At 40.6% G+C, this 19,493-nt stretch carries 13 protein-coding genes; 12 read left to right on the top strand and 1 reads right to left on the bottom strand.

Going from position 1 to position 19,493, the window contains the following annotated elements:
* Window positions 1-164 precede the first annotated feature (164 nt).
* From ACEQ81_RS12745 to ACEQ81_RS12790, 10 genes are all read left to right on the top strand, one after another.
* Window positions 165-3,188: a tetratricopeptide repeat protein gene (locus ACEQ81_RS12745; protein ID WP_411031285.1), complete on the top strand. Its 3,024-nt coding sequence runs from the start codon at window positions 165-167 to the stop codon at window positions 3,186-3,188.
* A gap of 20 nt (window positions 3,189-3,208) precedes the next feature.
* On the top strand, window positions 3,209-4,966 hold the full coding sequence (locus tag ACEQ81_RS12750) for a TonB-dependent receptor (protein ID WP_411031286.1): 1,758 nt from the start codon (window positions 3,209-3,211) through the stop codon (window positions 4,964-4,966).
* 162 nt (window positions 4,967-5,128) lie between these two features.
* Entirely contained in the window at window positions 5,129-5,989 is an 861-nt protein-coding gene (locus tag ACEQ81_RS12755) for a helix-turn-helix domain-containing protein (RefSeq protein ID WP_411031287.1), read from the top strand.
* Between the two features lie 75 nt (window positions 5,990-6,064).
* Window positions 6,065-6,646 (top strand): SRPBCC family protein, encoded by a 582-nt coding sequence (locus ACEQ81_RS12760; RefSeq protein WP_411031288.1) that lies wholly within the window; start codon window positions 6,065-6,067, stop codon window positions 6,644-6,646.
* Between the two features lie 304 nt (window positions 6,647-6,950).
* Window positions 6,951-8,081: an OmpA family protein gene (locus ACEQ81_RS12765; protein WP_411031289.1), complete on the top strand. Its 1,131-nt coding sequence runs from the start codon at window positions 6,951-6,953 to the stop codon at window positions 8,079-8,081.
* Between the two features lie 44 nt (window positions 8,082-8,125).
* Window positions 8,126-8,509, top strand: coding sequence for a RidA family protein (locus ACEQ81_RS12770; protein ID WP_411031290.1), 384 nt, complete (start codon window positions 8,126-8,128; stop codon window positions 8,507-8,509).
* 200 nt (window positions 8,510-8,709) lie between these two features.
* Window positions 8,710-9,471, top strand: a complete 762-nt coding sequence (locus ACEQ81_RS12775; protein WP_411031291.1) for an NYN domain-containing protein — start codon at window positions 8,710-8,712, stop codon at window positions 9,469-9,471.
* A 46-nt stretch (window positions 9,472-9,517) separates the two neighbouring features.
* Entirely contained in the window at window positions 9,518-11,347 is a 1,830-nt protein-coding gene (locus ACEQ81_RS12780; protein ID WP_411031292.1) for a DUF885 domain-containing protein, read from the top strand.
* 46 nt (window positions 11,348-11,393) lie between these two features.
* Window positions 11,394-12,905: a M20/M25/M40 family metallo-hydrolase gene (locus tag ACEQ81_RS12785; protein WP_411031293.1), complete on the top strand. Its 1,512-nt coding sequence runs from the start codon at window positions 11,394-11,396 to the stop codon at window positions 12,903-12,905.
* Window positions 12,906-12,980: 75 nt separating this feature from the next.
* Window positions 12,981-14,603 carry an amidohydrolase gene (locus ACEQ81_RS12790; RefSeq protein ID WP_411031294.1) on the top strand — a complete coding sequence of 541 codons (1,623 nt, stop codon included), beginning with the start codon at window positions 12,981-12,983 and terminating at the stop codon, window positions 14,601-14,603.
* Window positions 14,604-14,710: 107 nt separating this feature from the next.
* Here ACEQ81_RS12790 and ACEQ81_RS12795 read toward each other — a convergent pair whose 3' ends face one another.
* Window positions 14,711-15,250 carry a DUF2911 domain-containing protein gene (locus ACEQ81_RS12795; RefSeq protein ID WP_411031295.1) on the bottom strand — a complete coding sequence of 180 codons (540 nt, stop codon included), beginning with the start codon at window positions 15,248-15,250 and terminating at the stop codon, window positions 14,711-14,713.
* 243 nt (window positions 15,251-15,493) lie between these two features.
* Here ACEQ81_RS12795 and asnB point away from each other — a divergent pair, with 243 nt between their 5' ends.
* Together asnB and gyrB are read left to right on the top strand one after the other, a co-directional pair.
* Window positions 15,494-17,164, top strand: a complete 1,671-nt coding sequence (asnB, locus tag ACEQ81_RS12800; protein ID WP_411031296.1) for an asparagine synthase B — start codon at window positions 15,494-15,496, stop codon at window positions 17,162-17,164.
* Between the two features lie 352 nt (window positions 17,165-17,516).
* Complete coding sequence (gene gyrB, locus ACEQ81_RS12805; protein ID WP_411031297.1) at window positions 17,517-19,463, top strand: DNA topoisomerase (ATP-hydrolyzing) subunit B; 1,947 nt, start codon at window positions 17,517-17,519, stop codon at window positions 19,461-19,463.
* Window positions 19,464-19,493 lie beyond the last annotated feature (30 nt).

Genomic DNA, 19,493 nt, shown 5'->3' on the forward strand with positions numbered 1-19,493 from the left:
TTAAACCTAGCGGCTGTTGTGGTTATAAAAGTAATAAGTTATTGCATAAACTATTTCAGAAGTAAATAAAAAATTACTTTTTGCTTTGATAATATTATACTTGGGAACAATATTTGACGTTATTCAGGTATTATATCGGTAATTCGTAACTGCTAGAGAACATTATGCGAAAGAAAAAAACCGCTTTACTGCCCATTTTATTGGGAGTTTTTTACTTGGGATTGGCCCAAGAATCCAAGATTTACACCCACGATCAAAAAGACTATTTAGATGCTTTGGTGCTGTACAACAATATGCAGTACCAAGCTGCCCAGACCATTTTTGAAAAGGTTAAGTACTCTACCGATGATCTGGAAACCAAAGCAAACAGCGCCTATTATGTAGCTAATGCTGCTATACGGTTAAACCAATTGGGGGCAGATCGTCTTATGGAAGATTTTGTTGCCCAACACCCTACCTCTACAAAAAGAAATTCGGCATTTATAGACGTAGCGGATTACTATTTTGAGACAGGAAAGTATCCGTATGCTTTAAAATGGTATAAAAAAGTAGATCAAAGTGCTATGTCCAAAAAAGACAAGGAGCGCTTTAACTTTAACAATGGATATGCCCTTTTTTCTTCTAGGAAGACGAAAGATGCGGAACGCTACCTAAGCAAAGTGGCCAACTCTCCCACTTATGGTTCCCAGGCAAAATACTATTTGGGGTATATAGCCTATCAACAAGATGATTATGAAGGGGCCAATGAGCAATTTGATAAGATTGCGGATCAAGAGCTTTTAGATGAGAAGCTTTCCTATTTCCAGGCCGATATGAATTTCAAACTGGGCAATTTTGAGGAATCTATCGCATTGGCAAAAAAACAGTTGCCTAAATCAGATCGGAAGGAAATCTCAGAATTGAACAAGATCATAGGCGAAAGTTATTTTAACCTAGAACAATACGCAAATGCTGTTCCTTATTTGGAAAAGTATAGGGGCAAGCGTGGTAAATGGAACAATACCGATTATTACTTACTTGGGTATTGCTATTATAAACAAGGCGATTTTGCCAATGCCATTCAACAGTTCAATAAAATAATAGGGGGTACTAACAGCGTTTCTCAGAATGCCTACTATCACTTGGCAGAGTGTTATTTAAAACTCGATAAAAAACAAGAAGCGCTAAATGCCTTTCGGAATGCATCCCAAATGGATTTCTCCGCGGAGATAAAGAAAGATGCCTATTTAAACTATGCCCGATTAAGTTACGAAATTGGAAATGCATACGAGGCGGTTCCAAAAGTACTTTCCGACTATTTGGATAACTATCCCAATGATGAACATGCCAAGGAAATACAAGAACTGTTGGTAGATTCTTATATCACCTCCAAGAATTTTGCGGGAGCCATGACCTTGTTGGAAGAAAACAAGAACTATGCAAGTAAAGAAACATACCAAAAAGTGGCCTTTTTTAGAGGTGTTGAATTGTTCTTGGATACAGATTACGAAGAGGCATTAAGCAGTTTCGATAAATCGTTGAGTACAGGAGATAACCAGTCTTTTAAGGCAAAGGCCAATTATTGGAAGGCAGAATCGGAGTATTTGCTGGGGAAATATGATGCAGCCCTGAAAAGCTTTGTCCAGTTTCAGAAAAACCCGAGCGCCACCAACGCATCAGAATACGCAGAACTGGATTATAATTTGGCCTATACTTATTTTAAGCTAAAAGATTATACCAACGCTATTACCTATTTTACCAAAGCCTCCAATTCAGCTGCCATGGATACTGAAAAATTGAACGACAGCTATCTACGACTGGGCGATAGCCATTTTGTAAATAGCAAATATTGGCCAGCTATGGAAGCCTATAATAAGGCATTGGCATTGAACGGGGCAGAAAGCGATTATGCCTCCTTTCAAAAAGCATTGAGCTATGGTTTTGTGGGCAGGGGCAGTACTAAAATTGACGAGTTGAAAGCCTTTGTAACAAAATATCCAAGATCTACCTTAAAAGACGATGCCTTGTTTGAACTTGGTAACTCGTATATAAAGACCAACAACACCCAACAAGGGCTTAATGCCTATGACCAGCTAATACGAGAATACAGAGGAAGTTCTTTGGTTCCTAGGGCGCTTTTACGTCAAGGTCTAGTTCACTACAATACAAATGCCAATGAAGCCGCCTTGGGAAAATTTAAGGTTGTGGCCAGGGACTATCCCGGATCTCAGGAAGCCATGCAGGCAGTAGCTACCGCCAAGTTAATTTATGTAGATCTTGGCCGTGTAAACGAATATGCATCATGGGTAAAGGGACTCGACTTTGTTGAGGTTACCGATGCAGAACTGGACAATGCAAGTTTTGAGTCGGCAAATAAACAATTGCTTGAAGGCAAAAAAGAAGCTGCGTTGCGAAGCTTGGAAAGTTACATTAAAGAGTTTCCCAATGGAATACATTCGTTAAAAGCCAATTTTAACCTGGCACAGTTGTACTTTGAAAAAGACCAACAAGACAAGGCGCTTATTTACTACAGAAATGTAGCTGATAAAGGTACTAATGAATATTCCGAGCAAGCGTTGACCCGTGTATGTGAAATTTATATAGGCAAAAATGACTATGTGGCGGCAATCCCACATTTGGAAAGTTTGGAGCGTACTGCTGAAATAACACAAAATATCACCTTTGCACGCTCTAACCTAATGAAAGGATATTATGGTCAGCAACGTTATGATCTAACGATGTCCTATGCCGAAAAAGTGCTGGCATCCCCTAAACTGGACAATCGTATTAGGAGCGATGCCCATGTAATGATTGCGAGGTCGGCAATAAAAACAGCCAACGAAGACAGAGCACAAAATGCCTACACCGAGGTGAAAAAAATAGCAACTGGGGCCATAGCAGCGGAAGCATGGTATTATGATGCCTATTTTAAACACAAAGCGGGTAGTTATGAGTCTTCCAATATCTCGGTTCAGAAACTGGCAAAGGACTATGCAGTTTATAAAGAATGGGGAGGAAAAGGATTGATTATAATGGCCAAAAATTTCTATGCCCTACAAGATGCTTTTCAGGCTACCTATATTTTGGAAAGTGTTATCACTAATTTTGCGCAGTACCCAGAAATTACTGCCGAGGCCCAAGGGGAATTGTCCATAATAAAAGCAAAGGAGGCGCAGAGCAATTCATCAATAAATTCCGAGGGCAACTAAAATCATCAGCAGAACACATTATGCAAAAGCACATCACTATAACCCTTATAATACTAATTGGATACGTTAAGACAGGTATTTCCCAAGAAAGAGATCCTAACGATATCGGTACGCAGACAGTAACGGTTACAAGGCCTTATTCTCCAACGATTTCCGATGCGTTTAAAGTTAAATCCCTTCCTAATCTTAACGATTCTATTGTTCTGCAAAAAAAACCTATTGAATACAACATTTTCTCGGTCCCAGTGGCATCTACCTTTACCCCGGCAAAAGGAAAGGCTTCTAGGGTAGAAAGGACACCGCCACCAAAGTTGTTTAATTCATATGCCTCTGTAGGACTGGGGAATTATAACAATGCCCTTGTGGACTTCTACACCAGTAGAGATATTGATAGGGGTGAAGATCTTTTGGATGTTGGGTTTAACCACCATTCCTCTAGAGGCAATATAGATGGTACGGTGTTGGATAATGATTTTTATAATTCAAAAATAGATGTCGTTTATGCCAAAAAGGCAAGAGATCTGGATTGGGGTGCCGATATAGGGTTGCAACACCAATTGTATAACTGGTATGGCGTAGCGCCCGGAGCTTTTGATGAGGCCGTTATCAATACCATAGATGAACGTCAGAATTATTTCAATGCCCAAGCTGGCGCTCACCTAAACATGGAGGATTCTTTTTTTAAAAAAGGAAAGATTTTGATAAGAAGGTTTTGGGATGATGTTGAATCTGGTGAAAATAGAGTGATATTGGAGCCTACTTTTGAACTCCCTATTACCAGTGAAACACTAACCCTAGGTGCAAAATTGGACTACGTAAGCGGAAGTTTTAAGAACGCCGATCTAAACAATACAACTAATTTATTCCAGATAAACTATAGTCATGTCCAAATAGGTATTACACCCACTTTGCTTGTTTCGCAAGATGAACTTACAATTAATTTGGGTGCAACTTTTGTGTACGGCGTGGATACGGAGAACAGCGACAGTAATTTCTATATTTACCCGGCGGTAACGGCCTCCTATAGGCTTTTGGATGAAAATGTTATTGCTTACGGAGGTATCGAAGGACAGTTGCAGCAGAACTCGTATTACAATTTTGTAAACGACAACCCCTATGTTTCCCCTACACTGACCATAACACCTACCGACAGGCAATACGATGCATATATTGGCCTAAAAGGTAAAATACTTTCTAATCTCAGCTACAATATCAAGGGGTCGTATAGTGCGGAGAACAAAAGACCGCTTTTTCTGTTGAATCCGGAGAATTTGTTTAGGACCGATGAAAAAGGGTATTTCTATGGCAATTCATTTCAGATCTTTTATGACGATATAAAAACCTTGGGAATTTTTGGTGAGCTCAATGTAGATGTAAATCGAAATTTCTCACTGGGCGTCCGAGCGGAAGTTTACGACTATGATACCGAAACGGACAATCCTGCTTGGAATCTTCCCAATCTTACGGGATCGCTCTTTATGGACTATCAAATTGGAGAAAAGTGGTTCTTGGGTGCCAATTTATTCTTTGTGGGCGAACGAGAAGATCTTAGCTCCCAGGCTGTACAAAACGTGTTGCCATCAGAATTCCCTTCCGTAATGTTGACTTTGGACAGCTACTTCGATGCCAATGCGCATGTCGGATACCACATTAACGAGCAATTGTCCTTATTTGTTAAAGCTTCTAACATAGCCAATAACGATTACCAACGATGGGCCAATCTACCAGTACAAGGATTTCAGGCTTTGGCAGGGGCCACCTACAAATTTGATTTCTAGGAACCAATAAAACCCATATTTTTTGCTCAGATTCTCCTAGGTAAAGGTATTTTTAGAAAAGATGTTAGCACATATCTTTAAGTCCAATTGAACAAAAATTTGGACCGAATAGACAAATAAACGCTGGTAAATTGTCATAAATTTAGCGCCAAATACATTGATATGGTTAAAGACCATTGGCAGTTTGATCTGTATGGTAAAAAAATATTCGAAAAGGTGGTGGTATCCCCGCCATTTCGTTTTTTCTATAGTATGCCCGATGAGGCCTGTTTTTATTATATCTGCCAAGGAAAGAACAGAATATTTGCCCCTACTGGCAAGGTAGAAGTTGATGCGGAGGAAGGTTTGGTAATGCAATGTGGTAATTATCTGGGCGATATTCTGTCCTCACAACTTTCGGAACATTGTGAAGCCATAGCGATACACCTACCCATAGATGTACTGCGGATGATCTATGACACCGAGTTTCCAGATTTTTTATTGCATGTAAACAGGGTAAAACCTATGAATTACAGTAAGTACAAGTCCTCCGAACTGCTTAAAAACTATATAGACAGTTTGCAATTTTATTTTAGCAACCCAAGTTTGGTGAATGAGGAGCTTTTGAAACTTAAATTAAAGGAATTGGTACTGCTATTGGCAAGAACCAACAATGCGGAGGCTGTGCAACAATTATTGGCAAGTATGTTTACTAGCGTAGAAGTTGCTTTCAAAGAAGTGGTGGAGGCCAATTTGTACAACAACCTTACAACGGATGAGCTAGCTAAACTAACCAGCTTAAGCCTTTCTTCATTTAAACGCGAGTTTGCCAAACATTACAAAACCTCCCCGGCAAAATATATCCGTGGACGGAAACTTAGAAAAGCGAGAAAATTATTATTGGCGACCGATCTTCGTGTTTCAGAAGTGGCATTCGATTGCGGATTTACCGATTTGGCTCATTTTTCAAAATCCTTTCATAAATCATATCAATGTTCCCCTACGGAATATAGGTTGAACCTAACGAACAAACCTTTGGACTGATATACCAAAAGCCTTACTAGCATCATCTTCATCTTTGTGTTAAACAAGTAGTAGTAACATTTAAATCAAAAGAAGATGAAAAGTACAGTTCGAAAATCTGTTTTATTGCTTTTTGCCAGCACTATTGCCGTTTCTGCACAGACGCAAAAAAAAGTACAACAATTTACGCTTTCTAAAGTTTTGAACGTTTCAGCGGAAAAAGTATGGTCCGTTGTAGGGGAAGACTATGGAGCTATAGCCAATTCGCATCCAAAAATTCTCTCATCATCATATATCGATGGTTCTTTAAAAGCTGAAGAGGGAGCTACAAGGGTATGTAACTTTAACGAGAAAGGCACAAAATTCCTAAAAGAACAAATGGTTAACTACAACCCTTCAGAAATGACCTTTACCAATAAAGTTTTCCAAGCGGGCCGCTTTCCGGTAAATCCAGAGTATACTCGTGCCATCTATAAGGTAGAGGATTTAGGCAATGGTAAGAGCAAAATCTCCTTTGATATGGAATTCCGCACCAAACCGGCGTTTATGGGAGGTATGGCAAAAGGAAGTTTTAAGAAACTGATTAAAGACTATTTTATCGCCATAGAGCATCATGCCAAAACTGGCGAGAAAGTCACTAAGGAGAATTTTAAAGATATTAAGAAGAAGTATTCTTAGTAAAGGCTTGCAAATTTGAAAATAAGGATGGTGATATAGGTTTTGATTTCACTGGATCTAAACAACCCTGGCCCTTAATTGGGCCAGGGTTGTTTTGTTTAGAAACCCAGTATTGGTCAAAAGGGCGAAAAAACATCGAAAATTAACTGTTTTTGGAAAATAATCAATAATAGAAAGTCGTTGAAAGGGTACAAATTAACATTTACCCGAAAAAGTGGTTCCTTTAATCGAAACGGGGCGTTGTGTTGGGGAAACATGCGGTATAATGAGTAATTTAGAGTAGTTAAACCATGCAAACAACACTTTGTCGAAACGGATAAAACATATTTTGATCGTTTGTTTTGTGCTATTGGGTAGCGTCGCTATTGCCCAAAATTTGGTAGTGGATCCAAGTTTTGAAGCATTGAAAGGGTGCCCAAGAAATTTGAGCAATTTCAATTTTGATCTAAAATACTGGTCTACCCCTACAAGAGGTACCACGGATTACTTTCATACCTGTGGGGAGCGTATGGGGATACCTAATAATTTTAATGGGTTTCAAAGGGCCAAATCCGGAAACGGATACGCGGGCCTATATTTGTTTGCACCACAGGATTACCGAGAATACATACAGGCCCAGTTGCAAGATACTTTGGTTAAGGGAGAAAAATATACGATCTCTTTTTACGTTAGCCTAGCCGAAGGGTCAGACTACGCTTTGTACGAATTAGGGGTGCTTTTCACAGAAAAAAACCTCAGCCTGCCAACGGACAAGAATCTGTCCAGGGCCCAATTGGGAAAAATTAGGGATCAATCTTATTATTTGGTAGAGATTGAAAAGAAGGGATCCTTTTCAGATTCCAAAAAATGGACCAAGGTATCTACCGAGATAACCGCAAAAGGAGGGGAACGTTATATTACAATAGGCAACTTTAAGGATAACGCCCGATCTGGTAGGGTTAAACCTAAAAATATAGGGCCAAAACCCAAACGAAAGCAAAAAGGAGAAGTGGCCTATTATTATATTGATATGATGGAAGTTAGGTCTGTAAATGAAGTAGTGGCGCAAAATAATCCACAGCCTTATACGTTGGATAAAACCCACGTATTCCAAAATTTACTGTTTGGGTTTGATAATTTTCACTTATTGGATTCTTCCATGGCCGATGTGCAGCATGTATATGAATATTTAAGGGAAAATACCGTGTTGTCCATTACCATAAATGGGCATACGGATAGTATAGGTACCGTGCCATATAACCTTACTCTTTCTAACAATAGGGCCAGAGCGGTAGCAGATTGCCTATTAAAATTGGGTCTGCCAAAAGAACGGATCGTTTGGCAAGGGCATGGAGGTAAAAAACCTATTGCTACCAATACTACAAAAGAAGGCAGACAACAAAACAGGAGGGTAGAATTTGTGATTTCCGAAAAAAAACAAATTCAAAAACCTTAGCATACCTTACTTTAGCGGTAAAACAATTACTTGTAGCATTGGAAATGGGCAGAAAAAATGTTTTATCGGGTTCTCCTTATGAAAAAACCATTGGTTTCTCTAGAGCTGTTAAGGTGGGCAACCTAATAGCAGTTTCTGGGACCGCGCCAATTTTGGAAGATGGCTCTACAGCTTTCCCGGGAAATGTACGGAAACAGACCAAAAAATGTCTTTTGATCATGAAAAGTGCCATAGAGGAGGCCGGTGGTACACTTCAAAATGTGGTGCGCACTCGTATTTACCTAAAAGATGCAAAAGACTGGGAAAAGGCCGCAGAGGCTCATGGTAAATTTTTCTCCAAAATTAAACCAGCCTGCACTTTCGTTGAGGTAAAAGGTTTTATTTCGGAAGATTGGTTGGTTGAAACCGAAGCGGACTGTATAATTTGAAATTATCAGGAAGTTTGGCATACCTTATATACTTAATTGCTTTCCACCTTGTATTTCTGTATTTTTAGCTAAACAGAACGGTAATTTAAATTCCCTATGACCACTTTAGTTGTCAATAACTGGGTAGTTTGTTGGGGAATAGGTCAATAGTATGGATTCTTTCGGAACTGACTGCGTTTTTGTAAAAACTTGTAATACCTATGGAAGTAAAATTGGCCGTTTTAATAGATGGAGATAACATACCCTCCGCTTTTGTAAAGGAAATGATGGAAGAGATCGCAAAGTATGGCAATCCCACTATAAAAAGGATTTACGGGGATTGGACAAATCCTCAGCTAAATAAATGGAAAAATTTACTGTTGGAAAATGCGATTACTCCCATTCAACAATATGGCTATACCAAAGGGAAAAATGCAACGGATTCTGCCATGATAATTGATGCCATGGATATTTTATATTCCGGTAAGGTCAACGGTTTTTGTTTGGTATCCAGTGATAGCGATTTTACAAGATTGGCTACCAGATTAAGGGAAGCAGGGATGCAAGTATTTGGTATCGGGGAAAAGAAGACACCAAATCCCTTTATTGTGGCCTGCGACAAGTTTATCTATTTGGAAATACTTAAAAAACAATCGTCGACAGATACTGCGGAGACTGCCGAGAACAAGGAAGACGCCAAAGATACTTTTGATAAGATTACTCAAAAGGAAATCAAATTAATATCCACGACCATAAACGACGTTGCCGATGATGATGGCTGGGCTTTTCTTGGGGACGTAGGTAGTTTACTCCAGAAAAAACAACCCAATTTCGATTCTAGGAATTACGGTTTTCAAAAACTTACACCACTGATCGGGGCGATAGAAAAATTTGAGATTGAACGTAGGGAAGATGCAAAGGGGCGAAAAAAATTGATATACGTAAAAATTAAGGAATCGCGCCTATCGCGATCTCATAAATAATTACCATATTTATGCAATACAATTTTTTGGTTTAATAGTGCATTTTATGAAAATTCTCTTTTCCTCACTTGGTTTACTACTTTTATTTTTTACATCGTGCAAAGAACAAAAATCGACTGAAACGGCAAGCTTAACCGTTGCTGTTGACAGTCTTTTCAGAGAATATTACGAATTTAAAAAGGCAATCAATCCTATAGAGGCTACCAAAGCAGGGTATGCCAAATACAATGACACCATAGCCAATTACGTGTCGGATGAATACCAGAGGGAATTGATTGAAAAGTACACAAGTTTTTTGACCAGACTTAAATCTATTGAACTAGCCGAGGTATCTCCTTCGCAAGCCTTAAGCCTTAGGGTGATGCAATGGGACTGCCAAATAAAAAAGGAGGGTTTAACCAATGAATTGGTAACTATTGCTTCGCCTGTGTTCGATTTGCCTACCCTAGAACTGTTACCCTTGGGCCAAATACAATCATTACACCTATATGTGGCCCAATTGGCCGGAGGCACCAGTGTTCAGCCCTTTGGTACCCCTGAGGATTATGACAATTGGCTAAGCCGATTAGAAGATTATCTTACTTTTTTGGATACATGCATTGTTAAAATGAAGGAAGGTATGGCCAAAGGTGTGGTTTTGCCCAAAACGCTAACGAAAAAAATGATTCCACAGTTAGATGGTTTTGTAAATACACCCATTAAAAAACATCATTTTTATACCCCGATAACCTTGTTGCCAGAGTATTTTACCTTGCAAGATAAGGATCGGATAACCGCCGAATACGAACAAATTATTGGGGAGAAACTAATACCAAAATATACAGAACTAAAAGATTTTCTAGAAATTACCTATTTGCCGGCATCCAGAGCAGGTTCTGGAATAGGAACATTACCCAATGGCCCGGAGACTTATCAATATCTGGTAAAATTGCATACTACTACGAATATGACACCTGATGAGATTCATGAACTAGGGAAAAGTGAGGTGAAGCGAATATTGGGAGAAATGGAAAATGCCAAAAAAGAAATTGGTTTTAAAGGTGATATAAAAGCATTTTTTAATCATGTTAGGACCAGTAAGACACAAATGCCTTTTGAGACCCCTGAAGAGGTGTTGGCCGATTTTGAGTTGATCCATAAGAAAATGACCCCCGAATTGGGCAAGCTGTTCAGCACAAAACCCAAAGCAGGTTTCGAAATAAGACGAACCGAAGCTTTTAGGGAGGCTTCTGCAAGTGCAGAGTATGTGCCAGGATCCAAGGATGCCGCTAGGTCTGGCATATTTTATGTGCCCATTCCGGACGTTAAGACCTATAACAAGTATAGCAATGAGGCTCTTTTCTTGCATGAGGCCATTCCTGGTCATCATTATCAATTGTCCTTACAACAAGAAAATACGGATTTGCCAGAATTCTTACACCCCGAAAGCATGGGAGTATTTGTAGAAGGTTGGGCACTATATGCGGAATCTTTGGGGAAAGAACTGGGACTGTACCAAGATCCCTATCAATATTTTGGCATGTTGAGCATGGAAATGCACCGAGCAATACGTTTGGTAGTAGATACGGGGTTACACGCAAAAGGCTGGTCTCGGGAAGAAGCAATTCAATATTCCTTAGATCATGAAGCGGAATCAGAAGCTTCTATCACGGCAGAAATTGAACGCTATATGGCTACTCCCGGACAAGCGCTAAGTTATAAGATTGGACAACTAAAAATTAGGGAACTGCGGTCCAGGGCGGAAAAAGCACTTGGTGAAGCGTTTAAAATAATGGAGTTCCACGATCAGGTGTTAAACTCTGGTAGCCTTCCACTTGTTTTATTGGAGGAAAAAATAGAATATTGGATGGCAGGTAAACTAGATAAGATACAATGACGAGTTTTTCGTAAAGTCCAAAAAATAGAACTAAATCATAAGAATAATGAGAACAATAGTCATACTTGCGCTTTCTTTAATGCCCTTGGTAACATTTTGTCAACGTTTGGATCAGGACCGTTTAGACGTTTTATCGGAGAAGTACGCCAAGTCTTCCTTTCCTATGTTAAAAGAACTTTTAAGCATTCCTAACGATGCCTTGTACCCTAAGGATATAGAAAAAAATGTACGCTGGTGCGAGGAAGTATTTGCTTCTCGAGGCTTTTCGCTTACTAGGATTGAAACCGAAATAGCGCCTTTATTACTTGCGGAAAGAAAAGTGAAAAAAGCAAAAAAGACTGTGTTGATATATCTTCAGGTAGATGGTCAGCCAGTAGATACCACACGATGGTTTCAGGAAAACCCCTATAAGCCCGTACTTAAAAAGCAAGGCGCCTCCGGCGATTGGGAAGAGATTCCGTGGAGCAATATCGAGAACTATGAAGATGACTGGCGCGTCTTTGCTAGGTCTGCCTCCGATGCCAAAGGTCCGGTTGCCATGTTTTTAGCCGCCCTGGATGCGTTGGCAGCGGAAAAATTAGAGCCCAATTACAATATTAAGGTCATAATGGATTTTGAGGAAGAATTAGGGTCTCCAAGATTACCAGGTGCCGTTAAAGCACATTCAGAACTTTTAAAATGCGATATGCTGATCATTTTTGATGGTCCCAGGCATATTACCAATAAACCCACCTTAACTTTTGGTGCCAGGGGAATAGCCACAATAGCACTCACCACATATGGTCCGGTAGTACCACAACATAGTGGACATTTTGGGAACTACGCGCCCAATCCGGCTTTAGGACTCTCCAAACTATTGGCATCTATGAAAGACGATAATGGCCTGGTAACCTTGCCCGGGTTTTATGATGGAATTGCCATAGATACGGAAACTGAAAAAATCCTGCGGGTGGTTCCGGATGATGAGGACGAAATCCAAAATAGGTTACAATTGGGTAGCATAGATAAAGTCGGTAGCTATTACCAAGAAGCCATGCAATATCCATCACTTAACATTAGAGGGATGCAATCGGGCTGGATAAACGAAAAAGTAAGGACCATTGTACCCGCTTGGGCCAAAGCGGAAATTGATGTAAGATTGGTATTGGAGTCCGACCCAGAACGACTTATTGGTCTAATCAAAAAACATGTAGAAGACAAAGGATATTACCTAACCGAGTCACTCCCAACTAAAGAAGAACGAATGACCAATGAAAAGGTGGCCACATTTAACTATGAAGTTTCTTATGGTGCATTCAGAACGGATTTTTCATCCGAAGTAGGAACCTGGTTACGAAAAGCATTGAAGAATGCGTTTGGAGAAGCCCCAATAATGAAGCGCACTTCGGGAGGTTCTATTCCCATTTCACCCTTTGTAACCACGCTCGGTGTGCCCGCGGTTGGCGTACCTACCGTAAATCAGGATAACAATCAACACAGCCCCAATGAAAATTTACGTCTTGGGAATTATCGTGAAGGAATTAAGACCATGATGGCTATTTTGGCAGAGAAGCTGTGAGGATATACTTGGCTTTACGGTTTATACTTGCAGTAATAGGGTAAATGTCTATTTTTGGGATAAATCACGCGACTTATGAAAAAACTTTGGATATTACTATTGATAATTGGTCTCGGAGGCTGTGAACAGGCTAAAGAGCAGGTAGATCTTATTGTGCATAACGGCACTATTTATACAGTGGATGATGCATTTTCGAAGGTCGAAGCCTTTGCCGTCAACGAAGGTAAATTTGTTGCGGTTGGTACATCTGAGGAAATTGAAAAGGCCTATACAGCGGATACAACAATAGATGCTCAAGGTAGTACCATAACCCCAGGACTTATAGATGCGCACTGCCATTTTTACGGACTGGGCCTAAATCAGCAAGTGGTAGATTTGGTAGGTACCAAAAGCTACAAGGAGGTATTGGACCGGGTGGTTGCATTTCAAGAAAAAAATAAGAAAAACTATATCCTTGGGAGAGGTTGGGACCAAAACGATTGGGAAATAAAGGAGTTTCCCACCAAGAAAAAACTAGATTCGCTGTTCCCAGATACACCAGTGGCGTTAAGACGGATAGATGGGCATGCCTACCTCGTGAATCAAAAAGCTCTGGATTTAGCAGGTATAACAGCTCTAACAAAGGTTGAGGGAGGCGAAATTGTAAAAGTATCAGGAACTATTACCGGCGTTTTAATAGATAACCCTATGGGTCTTATAGATGCTACATTGCCAGAGCCCAGTTTGGAGACAAAAATACAAGCCTTAAAAGATGCCGAGAAAATCTGCCTTCAGAATGGGTTGACAACCGTTAATGATGCCGGTTTGGATCAAAGTACCATAGCTCTGATAGATAGTTTGCAACAATCTGGGGGGTTGGCTATTAGAATCTATGCCATGGTCAGTAATTTACCGGATAACTTGGATTACTTTTTAAACCATGGAATAGTTAAGACCGATAGGCTTAATGTTAGGTCTATAAAAGTTTATGGAGATGGAGCTCTGGGATCTAGAGGTGCCGCACTTAAAGCGCCTTATTCTGACCAACCTGGGCACTATGGTGCTATGGTGACCCCTGTAGAGGATATTGAAGCCTTAGCACAACGCATAGCCGATTCGGACTATCAGATGAATACACATGCCATAGGGGATTCTGCCAATACTGTTGTACTTAAAGCCTATACCAAGGTTTTAGCAGGAAAAGGGGATAGACGATGGAAGGTAGAACATGCCCAGGTGTTGGATTCGGTAGATTTTGATTATTTCAAAACGGGTATTCTTCCCTCTGTACAACCTACACATGCCACTAGTGATATGTACTGGGCTGGTGATAGGTTGGGCCCTCATAGAGTAAAAGGTGCCTATGCTTTTAAGAAATTATTGCGGATCGCAGGTAAGATTGCTTTAGGGACAGATTTTCCGGTGGAACAGGTTAGTCCATTCCTCACTTTTTATGCAGCAGTAGCAAGAAAAGACCTTAAAGATTATCCGGAAGGTGGTTTTCAAATGCAAGATGCACTCTCCAGGGAGGAAGCACTTCGGGGAATGACCATTTGGGCCGCATATTCCAACTTTGAAGAAGATGAGAAGGGAAGTATCGAAATTGGCAAACTTGCCGATTTCACTATGTTGAGTGGTAATATAATGGAAGCGCCCGTGGAGGAAATTCCGGGGTTAAAGGCACAGCAGGTGTTTATAGGAGGTGAATTGATGCAATGACCGGTTATCTGGGGACCACTCTTGGGGCCTTAAGACGTATACGGGGAATAATAAAAAAAAGCCGAAGCAATACTTCGGCTTTCTAAATTTATATAGTAAAGAGCACTCTATATGCTTATAGGTAGCGCTACTCTGGTAGTGCCCCAGCCCATAACCAAATGTGCTCCGCCATCAACCTCTTTAAAAGCTATGGAAAAGGCTTCCAAAGACTCCCCAGCAGTACTGGCTTCAGCACTTACACGTGCAACATCTGCGGACTGATCATAAGAATAAGCCCCCCATTGATTTAATTTATTGTTCAAGATTACGGTCCATTTACCTTCGCCCGGAATAGTGAACAAAGAATATGTACCAGCTTTTACAGCAGTTCCGCCAACAGTGGCATCTTTATAAAAAGTAATTTCTACGGCCTCGTTGGCACCAGTTCGCCAAACTTTTCCGGCGGGAGCCAATTCGGATAATGACCTACCCTTCAATTGGGGACGGCTATAAATTACCCTGACCGATTTATCCGATACCCGATAGCTACCGGGAAAAGAAGCAACGTCGGCCGGACTTTTGTCCAATCCGCTAAATTCCTGAGCGGTGGTTTCGGTAGTAAATACCAAGGCAATAACTAATGTGGCAAGTGTAAATAGTTTTTTCATGATTCTAAATTGTTTTGTGTGCGTCAAATCTAAATAGTATTCTATTTGGTGTCTTATAAAATGTCGTTAAAATTTAACGAGCTTACAAAATGAATTTTGAAACAACCATTTAGCCAGTTATTGATTATACTAATAATATAATAACATCTTTTATGTTTTAAATTGTTATTAAAAACAAAATATATGTTTATAATGTAAAAGTTAATATGCATCTTTGCTTTATAATTGAAACAATAATTGCTTATGTGTGGAATAGTATGCGCGTTTGATGTTAAGGAGAGCACGGAGAGTTTACGCCCCCAATTACTGGAAATGTCCAAAAAAGTTAGACATAGGGGCCCGGATTGGAGCGGTATATATTCCGATGATAAGGCTATTTTGGCCCATGAGCGTTTGGCCATTGTAGATCCGGTATCCGGAAAACAACCTTTGTTGAGCGAAGATGGAAAGCTTGTTTTGGCCGCTAACGGGGAAATATATAACCACAGGGAGTTGCGTAAACAATTTGAAGGGTCTTACAATTTTAAAACCGCTTCGGATTGTGAAGTGATACTTGCCTTATATCAAAGGAAAGGTCCCGATTTTTTGGATGAGATGAATGGCATCTTCGGTTTCGCCATTTATGATACCGAAAAGGATGAATATTTTGTGGCTAGGGATCATATGGGAATCATCCCCCTTTATATGGGATGGGATCAGAATGGCACATTCTATGTGGCTTCAGAATTAAAGGCATTGGAAGGTACTTGTGCCAAAATAGAATTGTTTCCTCCCGGTCATTACCTAAGCAGTACGGATGGTAAGCTTACCAAGTGGTATAAGCGAGATTGGATGGAGTATGATGCGGTTAAAGAAAACCAGACGAGTATAGACGAGTTAAGGGATGCTTTGGAAGCCGCCGTACATAGACAATTAATGTCCGATGTACCCTATGGTGTATTGCTTTCCGGTGGTTTGGATTCTTCCGTTACTTCGGCAATCGCTAAAAAATATTCCCAAAAACGGATAGAATCCGGAGATACCAAGGATGCTTGGTGGCCACAACTGCACTCCTTTTCTGTAGGACTTGAGGGTTCACCGGATCTGGCAGCTGCGCAAAAGGTAGCTGACCATATTGATACGGTACACCACGAGATCAAATTTACCATACGAGAAGGGTTAGATGCCATTAAGGATGTCATCTACAACCTGGAGACCTATGACATTACTACGGTAAGAGCTTCTACCCCTATGTACCTTATGGCTAGGGTTATTAAGTCTATGGGAATTAAAATGGTACTTTCTGGTGAAGGTGCGGATGAACTTTTTGGTGGATACTTGTACTTTCATAAAGCACCGAGCCCCAAAGACTTTCATGAAGAAACGGTCCGTAAACTAGATAAATTACATATGTATGATTGTCTTAGGGCCAATAAATCATTGGCGGCCTGGGGAATAGAAGGTCGAGTACCGTTCTTGGATAAAGAATTTATGGATGTAGCCATGCGTATTAACCCAAAAGATAAAATGATCAACGGAGAACGCATGGAGAAATGGGTAATTAGAAAAGCCTTTGAGGATTACCTGCCCGAAAGTGTGGCCTGGAGGCAAAAAGAGCAGTTTTCCGATGGAGTTGGCTACAGTTGGATAGATACCCTTAAAGAAGTAGTGGAAGCGGAAGTAACGGACGAGCAATTGGCCAATGCAAAGTTTAGGTTTCCATTGCAGACTCCTACCTCTAAAGAAGAATTTTATTATCGTTCCATCTTTGAAGAACATTTTCCTTCGGATGCAGCGGCCCTATGTGTGCCTCAAGAGCCTTCAGTAGCCTGTAGTACCAAGATTGCCTTGGAATGGGATGAGGCGTTCAAGAATATGAACGACCCATCCGGAAGGGCTGTGGCCAAAGTGCATGCAGACGCTTATGAAAAGTAAGTGTTTTTAGTTTATGAATGAGTAGTTCGTTCCGATAACTATCGGGATTATTCAGGTTTTTAATTATAATTAGTCCTTAAGAAGCGCTGTAACAGGCGCTTCTTTTGTGGGTGAAATTCAACCAAAAACAACATAGGAATCGGCCTCTCAAAATTACGCTTGCAAGCGTTCCCAAACACGGCTTGGTATGCGTTGCTAAAATTGAATTTCGCAAGAGAAACCACCTATATATTTTCCACAATTTTTGTTGATAACTTAAGCGGTTAAAATAGTCATTAAGGCCTTATTCTATAGGGTATTGCTTATATTTGCAAGATTGCTAAATTATAATTGAAACAACAGAATTTGTTCTATGAGCGAAGAAGCAAAAAAACCAAATTATTCGGCCGATAGTATTCAGGCCCTAGAGGGTATGGAGCATGTGCGCATGCGCCCCTCAATGTATATTGGTGATGTGGGTGTAAGAGGTTTGCACCATTTGGTCTATGAGGTAGTGGATAACTCTATCGATGAGGCCATGGGAGGTCATTGCGACACCATTAACGTTACAATAAACGAGGATAATTCCATTACCACCAAAGATAATGGGCGAGGTATCCCTGTAGATTTACATAAAAAGGAAGGCGTCTCCGCCTTGGAAGTAGTAATGACCAAAATAGGGGCCGGAGGAAAATTTGACAAGGATTCCTATAAGGTGTCCGGTGGTCTTCACGGGGTAGGGGTATCCGTGGTAAATGCCCTCTCCAACCATTTGAAGGCCACAGTATATAGAGATGGCAAAGTTTGGGAACAAGAATATGAAAGGGGTAAATCACTATACCCGGTAAAGAGCGTAGGACAGACCAAAGAGCGTGGAACCATGGTTACCTTCCATCCGGACGAGACCATTTTTAGTCAGACCATAGAATTCAGCTACGAGACCTTGTCCAATAGAATGCGCGAGCTTTCCTATCTAAACAAAGGCGTTACCATTACCATAATGGACAAGCGCCAGAAAGACAAAGACAGTGAAAGTGGTTTTGTAGAAGATTCCTTTTGCTCCGAGGAAGGACTTAAAGAGTTTATACAGTTCTTGGATGGAAACAGGGAACAACTAATAAGAAACATAATTTCAATGGAAGGGGAAAAGAACGGTATCCCCGTTGAGGTAGCCATGGTGTACAATACCTCCTACACCGAGAATCTGCATTCCTATGTGAACAATATTAATACCCATGAAGGAGGTACGCACCTCTCTGGCTTTAGAAGAGGGCTTACCTCTACACTAAAAAAATATGCCGACTCATCGGGTATGCTGGACAAACTAAAGTTTGAAGTACAAGGAGACGATTTTAGGGAGGGACTAACCGCAATTATCTCAGTAAAAGTTGCAGAGCCACAGTTTGAAGGACAGACCAAAACAAAACTGGGCAATAGAGAAGTTTCTTCGGCGGTGAGCCAAGCAGTTTCCGAAATGCTGACCAACTATCTGGAAGAGAATCCGGACGATGCCAAGGTTATTGTTCAGAAAGTGATTTTGGCAGCGCAAGCAAGACATGCAGCTACCAAAGCACGAGAAATGGTGCAACGTAAGACGGTAATGAGTATAGGGGGACTTCCAGGAAAACTATCGGATTGCTCAGAACAAGACCCCACACTTTGCGAGGTGTTCCTGGTAGAGGGAGATTCGGCAGGAGGTACCGCCAAGCAAGGAAGGGACAGAAATTTTCAGGCAATTCTTCCGTTACGGGGTAAGATCCTCAATGTGGAGAAAGCCATGCAGCATAAGGTCTTTGAAAATGAGGAGATAAAAAATATCTACACCGCCTTGGGTGTTACCATAGGTACAGAGGAAGATAGTAAGGCGCTAAACCTAGAAAAATTACGCTATCATAAGGTGGTTATTATGTGTGATGCCGATGTTGACGGTAGTCATATCGAAACACTAATCCTTACCTTCTTTTTTAGATATATGCGCGAGCTTATCGAAGGAGGTCATGTTTATATTGCCACTCCACCATTGTATTTGGTAAAAAAAGGAAGCAAAAAACGCTATGCCTGGAATGATAAAGAGCGCGATGAGATAGCGGAGAGTTTTAAAGGAGGTGTTGGTATTCAGCGTTATAAAGGTCTTGGTGAAATGAATGCCGAACAATTATGGGAAACCACCATGAATCCTGGGTTCAGGACGTTAAGACAGGTAACCATAGAAAACGCTACCGAATCGGATAGGATTTTTTCTATGCTCATGGGCGATGAAGTGCCTCCAAGAAGGGAATTTATAGAGAAGAATGCCGTTTATGCGAACATTGATGCATAAAAAGTAGTACATACACAACAAAAACTCGCA

Source organism: Spongiimicrobium sp. 3-5 (assembly GCF_046557915.1).
Classification (GTDB): domain Bacteria; phylum Bacteroidota; class Bacteroidia; order Flavobacteriales; family Flavobacteriaceae; genus JBHEBG01.

Coding starts and splice junctions, on each gene's coding strand:
- asnB (WP_411031296.1), top strand. CDS start 15,494: ATGTGTGGAATAGTATGCGCGTTTGATGTTAAGGAGAGCACGGAGAGT.
- ACEQ81_RS12750 (WP_411031286.1), top strand. CDS start 3,209: ATGCAAAAGCACATCACTATAACCCTTATAATACTAATTGGATACGTT.
- ACEQ81_RS12780 (WP_411031292.1), top strand. CDS start 9,518: ATGAAAATTCTCTTTTCCTCACTTGGTTTACTACTTTTATTTTTTACA.
- ACEQ81_RS12755 (WP_411031287.1), top strand. CDS start 5,129: ATGGTTAAAGACCATTGGCAGTTTGATCTGTATGGTAAAAAAATATTC.
- ACEQ81_RS12770 (WP_411031290.1), top strand. CDS start 8,126: ATGGGCAGAAAAAATGTTTTATCGGGTTCTCCTTATGAAAAAACCATT.
- ACEQ81_RS12785 (WP_411031293.1), top strand. CDS start 11,394: ATGAGAACAATAGTCATACTTGCGCTTTCTTTAATGCCCTTGGTAACA.
- ACEQ81_RS12795 (WP_411031295.1), bottom strand. CDS start 15,250: ATGAAAAAACTATTTACACTTGCCACATTAGTTATTGCCTTGGTATTT.
- ACEQ81_RS12790 (WP_411031294.1), top strand. CDS start 12,981: ATGAAAAAACTTTGGATATTACTATTGATAATTGGTCTCGGAGGCTGT.
- ACEQ81_RS12760 (WP_411031288.1), top strand. CDS start 6,065: ATGAAAAGTACAGTTCGAAAATCTGTTTTATTGCTTTTTGCCAGCACT.
- ACEQ81_RS12745 (WP_411031285.1), top strand. CDS start 165: ATGCGAAAGAAAAAAACCGCTTTACTGCCCATTTTATTGGGAGTTTTT.
- gyrB (WP_411031297.1), top strand. CDS start 17,517: ATGAGCGAAGAAGCAAAAAAACCAAATTATTCGGCCGATAGTATTCAG.
- ACEQ81_RS12775 (WP_411031291.1), top strand. CDS start 8,710: ATGGAAGTAAAATTGGCCGTTTTAATAGATGGAGATAACATACCCTCC.